This is a genomic window from Methanoregula sp. (genome assembly GCF_002835825.1).
Lineage (GTDB): Archaea > Halobacteriota > Methanomicrobia > Methanomicrobiales > Methanospirillaceae > Methanoregula.
Genome location: NZ_PIZH01000169.1, coordinates 1 through 4,803, shown reverse-complemented (window position 1 = coordinate 4,803; position 4,803 = coordinate 1). Strand labels below are relative to the sequence as shown.

Below are 4,803 nucleotides of genomic sequence, written 5' to 3'. Positions count from 1 at the left end.
TCGGGACATAGTATTGACATTCAGAGAATAATTGCCGCGTGGCATATTAGGGAATAATTCCTTATCGACCATTACATTCATGACCAAGGCCATCATTTTCACGTATAGTGAGATTACCGTATGTCCTTCTCGCCCGGTAGCGATTCCCTGTACCGGGAAGCCCTTGTTCTTCATGAAAAACACCGTGGGAAACTTGCGATCCGGCCGAAGGTCTTCTTAAAAACACGGCATGACCTTTCCCTTGCTTACACACCGGGAGTTGCTGAAGTAAGCCGTGAAATTATCAGAAACCGGGACAATGCGTACGAATATACCCTGAAGGCAAATACCATCGCCATTGTTACGGATGGTTCAGCAGTCCTCGGGCTGGGAAATATCGGAGGATATGCAGCAATACCGGTGATGGAAGGAAAAGCAATCCTGTTCAAAGAATTTGCCAATGTGGATGCATTTCCTATCTGCTTTGAAAGTTACGAAACGGATTTTGTTGACAAGGTAAAGAATATCGCACCGGTCTTTGGCGGCATCAACCTTGAGGATATTGCCGCGCCGAAATGTTTTGAGGTTGAAGATGCCCTCCAGGATATTGGGATTCCGGTTATGCACGATGACCAGCACGGCACTGCCGTTGTCGTTCTTGCAGCCCTCATCAATGCCTGTAAAGTAACAGGAAAGAAATACAGCGATCTCAATATCGTCATTAACGGTGCCGGTGCTGCCGGCTATGCCATCACGAGAATGTTGAAGTGCATCGGTTACAGCCCGGATGTCTGTACCCGGGTCAACGAGATTATTGTCTGTGACACACAGGGAACGATATTCCGGGGTAGGGCAGGACTCTACCAGAACAAGTACAAATTCATTATATCTGAGGAGACCAATCGGATTGCCCTCGCTGGGACACTTGCCGATGCCTTGTGCGGAGCAGATGTGTTTATCGGTGTTTCTGCTCCGAATCTTGTGACGCCGGAGATGATCCGATTGATGAATAAGGATCCTATTGTCTTCGCTATGGCAAATCCGGTTCCGGAAATTATGCCGGATACTGCAAAAGAAGCTGGCGCTGCAGTTGTCGGCACCGGGCGGAGCGACTTTCCCAACCAGATCAATAATGTACTGGCCTTCCCCGGGATCTTCCGGGGCGCGCTGGATGCGAGGGCAACCCGGATAACTGATGAAATGAAGATCGCAGCCGCACATGCCATTGCCGGTTGTGTGTCAAAACCGCGCCCGGAGCATATCCTGCCCAGCATCCTTGACAAGAGTGTAACCAAACGGGTAGCCAAAGCGGTAGCTGACGCATCAGTCATGTCCGGGTGCAGTCGTTCCATACCACCATCCCGGCAATAACAATCTTTGTTTATTGCCGGACACTGCTACTACCTCAATTGTGCGTATACTGTTCACCAGGATGGAATGGGTTTTTAGGGCAAAGTTGCAAAGTAAACCAGTATTGCGGGACTGCAGATGTCCCTGAAGGGATGCGATAACTGATGCTGATGCGGATTGGCGGAACCGATGCAGAACCTGATGATGACAGCTGGATACCGGTGATTAATCCGGCCACCGGAGACGAAATCGATCATGTGCCGGCAGGGAGAAAGAATGATGTTGAACGTGCAGTGGCTGCTGCGGATGCGGCATTTCCCATATGGAAGAAAAAAACTCAACGCGAACGGGGAACGATCCTCTTTCGTGCTGCCGGGATTGTGCGGGAACAGCATAAGGATCTTGCACAACTGTTAACTACAGAACAGGGAAAACCCCTCCGGGAATCCATTGATGAGATCCGGGGATATGCCAATATCCTGGAGTTTTATGCCGGGATCTCTGCAGTACAGAACGGAGAACTGGTGCGTCTCGGGGCAACCGGAGATGCCCTGGTAACTCGCGAACCACTGGGAATCTGTGGTGCCATCATTCCCTGGAACATGCCTGTCATTATTATGGGCTGGAAAGTCGGGCCCGCCCTCCTGGCAGGCAACACCCTGGTCCTGAAACCTGCATCCTCGACACCCCTTACCACGCTCCGGCTTACACAGATCCTTGATGAGGCAGGAATGCCTCCCGGAACCCTGAATACCATAACTGGGGCGGGAGAGATTGTTGGCGAAGCAATGGCAGAACACCGGGAAATAAAAAAACTCTCATTCACAGGAAACTGTGCAACAGGGCAGCGGATCCGCCAACGTGCTGCCGGAAGTCTCAAGGAACTCACGCTCGAACTCGGGGGCTCCGACCCGATGATTATCATGCCTGATGCGGATATCGATTCAGCTGTTGACGGTGCAATCAGGGGGAGATTCTACAATGCGGGCCAGACCTGTACTGCAGTAAAACGTCTCTTTGTCCATGAATCCATTGCAACGGAATTTTCACGAAAACTCAAACAAAAGACAGGTGCGCTCAAATTGGGGAATGGCCTCGATACCGGAACGGATATGGGTCCGCTCAACAGCGCCATCCAGCGCGAGCGTATCGAAAAACTCGTTGAAAGCGTTCATGGAAAGGGGGAGGGGACTATTCTTACCGGGGGATCCAGACCGGAAGGAGCTGAGTATTCACGGGGATTTTTCTACAGACCAACGGTAGTTACCGATGTGGTGAAGAGCAGTGCGCTTTTAACCAGCGAAGTATTTGGACCGGTCCTGCCTGTCATGCCGGTTCCCGATCTGGAGACTGCCATAACAGAAGCAAACCGGTCATCGTATGGTCTTGGGGCATCGATCTGGACGACCGATCTCCATACCGCAAAACGCGCATTCGACGATATCCACGCCGGCATCATCTGGGTGAACCGGCATCTCACAGTTCCTCCGGAGATCCCGTTTGGCGGGATGAACGAGAGTGGACTGGGAAGAGAAAATGGTCTCCATGCACTGGAGAGTTACTCCCGCACGAAGACCCTCATGCTCGGGTGGTAGGGGTTACCAGCGCTATCTCCGTATGAAGAAGAGCACTATTCCGGCAACGAGACCGGTAAGGATTGACCACATTGGCAAATCCGCATGAGTTGTCGCAGGAAGAACACCCTGTACGGGCATGGTTGAGGCAATAGGAGTGGCAGTATCTGTCTCCACCACAGACCGTGTGACCGGGACTGCCGTTGTTGCAGGCGCCGGGGTTGTTGTATGAATATTGAATGTTGCTGAACCTTTTACGTCCTGCACGATCCCCTCGACCGTAATGATATATTCGTCCGGCCTGAATGTTGATGAGTCAATGGCAAAAGACCACTGATTTTTTCCATTGGTTCCTGCAGTCACTTCCACTACACCGCTTGCTCCGGAATATGCTCCGGACTGGCTCTTTTTTGTAGGGGAAAATGAGGAGGAATAGACATCAATCTGGAGTTTGTTTCCGACTGCAAGGTTTGTCGTACCGGTGATTATGAATTTATCTCCTACAACGTGATCGCCGACCGGGTTGACAATTGCATTCGGCGGATTGATGATGAACGATGTGGTGGCAAAAGTATCGTCGACATTCTGGCTGCTGATTGCCTGCATAAGTGCTGATGCCGCATCCGGACTCTGGAGGCTGCCGGCGCGGGTCAGCTGGAAGATTGCTGTGCCGCTGCCGCTCCCCCCGCTTGCCTGCATCTGGCGGTTGATCACCTGTCCTGTTGTTGCGGAGTATGTAATATCAAACTGCCCGTTCATCATGGGGTGCTGGACAATGACCAGGTACTGCCCGGGAGCAAAGTTCTGTGTTTCCGCTGAGGTGATTTCATAACTATAGGTATTGTCGCTCTTGACCTGAACTGTGGAAATTCGAACCATGTTATTGCCGATAAGCCAGACCTGGAGGCCATTTTGCGGGTGACCGGTCGCAACACCGTTAACATAGACAGGATCTCCGCTCGAGATAGTAGGAGAACCGGAAGATGCACCGGGCGTCAGGGTAACTGCTGTTGCGGGCAGGATGATCAGAGCAAGAACGAGAACGGTAAATGAAAGTCGGGTGAAAGACCAACCGGGGGTATCCAGGATACTCATACTGAAATCCTCGTACCGTACTCTGGGAATTCCGGTTTAATATCCTGTTGCAGGTATCGGCAGGACGTTATGATCCGGGAATAGTGAGCTTCAGTTCCATGATTTCCTGTAAAATATCCCAAGGGTAAAAGTGAGTGGGAGGAGTAAGCCTCCTTTTGTTCAAAGCGGCATTCAGCTATTGCGTCATACCCGGACGGATACCGGACTATCCATTTGTCCTGTTCTGACTTGCACCCGCAGGGGTTCGCCGTTTCATCGTTTCCTGCCCGTGAACGCTCAGCGGGTTACTCGCATGGATACCATGCTTCTCGCCGTAAGGCTCAACCGCATCATAACTGATGGCAGGCCGTGTCGTTTCTGTGCCATTACCGTGACTCTCGCCACCCGTACTTGCGTACGGCTGCGTGCCCGGTGGGTGGGGGGACTTTCCTCAGCAACATTTCTGTCACCGTCAGCCGCTCTCTCCCTCTCGTTATTCTGTTGGCTGTGCAGGATAATAAGGTCGATGCCGGATATCCTGTTGGGGCATGGTTCCAGCATGTCACACACCATCCGATACATTGGTATACAGGATTAACACCAGACTGTCACACGGGAGATGAAACCATCTATGGAACTGCTCACTGATGAGGAGGGGCTCATGGCAATCCGCTCTGCACGCGGCGCCGTAGAATATGTTTGTGCGAACAAGCCTAAGCCGGCACTGAACCTCACTTCAATATTCCGGGAAAAACGTGGCGTCTTTGTTACGCTGACCAAAAACGGACAACTTCGCGGCTGCATTGGTCTCCCCTATCCCATGATG

The 4,803-nt window shown here is 51.8% G+C and carries 4 protein-coding genes and 1 other RNA gene; 3 read left to right on the top strand and 2 right to left on the bottom strand.

Annotated elements, in window-relative coordinates; genetic code table 11:
* Positions 1-120 precede the first annotated feature (120 nt).
* Both CW742_RS07335 and CW742_RS07330 read left to right on the top strand, forming a co-directional pair.
* Positions 121-1,350, top strand: coding sequence for an NADP-dependent malic enzyme (locus tag CW742_RS07335; protein WP_292418521.1), 1,230 nt, complete (start codon positions 121-123; stop codon positions 1,348-1,350).
* A gap of 149 nt (positions 1,351-1,499) precedes the next feature.
* A complete protein-coding gene (locus CW742_RS07330) occupies positions 1,500-2,924 on the top strand; it encodes an aldehyde dehydrogenase family protein (protein ID WP_342764865.1) in 1,425 nt (474 codons plus the stop codon).
* A gap of 12 nt (positions 2,925-2,936) precedes the next feature.
* On the opposite strand, the gene CW742_RS07325 is transcribed toward CW742_RS07330, so the two are convergent.
* Positions 2,937-3,998: a hypothetical protein gene (locus CW742_RS07325; protein ID WP_292418516.1), complete on the bottom strand. Its 1,062-nt coding sequence runs from the start codon at positions 3,996-3,998 to the stop codon at positions 2,937-2,939.
* A 132-nt stretch (positions 3,999-4,130) separates the two neighbouring features.
* Positions 4,131-4,469: RNase P RNA component (gene rnpB, locus CW742_RS07320), an RNA gene on the bottom strand.
* 139 nt (positions 4,470-4,608) lie between these two features.
* Here rnpB and CW742_RS07315 point away from each other — a divergent pair.
* Positions 4,609-4,803, top strand: a 195-nt coding sequence (locus CW742_RS07315) for an AMMECR1 domain-containing protein (protein WP_292418514.1), incomplete at its 3' end; no start/stop codon positions are given.

Coding starts and splice junctions, on each gene's coding strand:
- CW742_RS07335 (WP_292418521.1), top strand. CDS start 121: ATGTCCTTCTCGCCCGGTAGCGATTCCCTGTACCGGGAAGCCCTTGTT.
- CW742_RS07325 (WP_292418516.1), bottom strand. CDS start 3,998: ATGAGTATCCTGGATACCCCCGGTTGGTCTTTCACCCGACTTTCATTT.
- CW742_RS07330 (WP_342764865.1), top strand. CDS start 1,500: ATGCGGATTGGCGGAACCGATGCAGAACCTGATGATGACAGCTGGATA.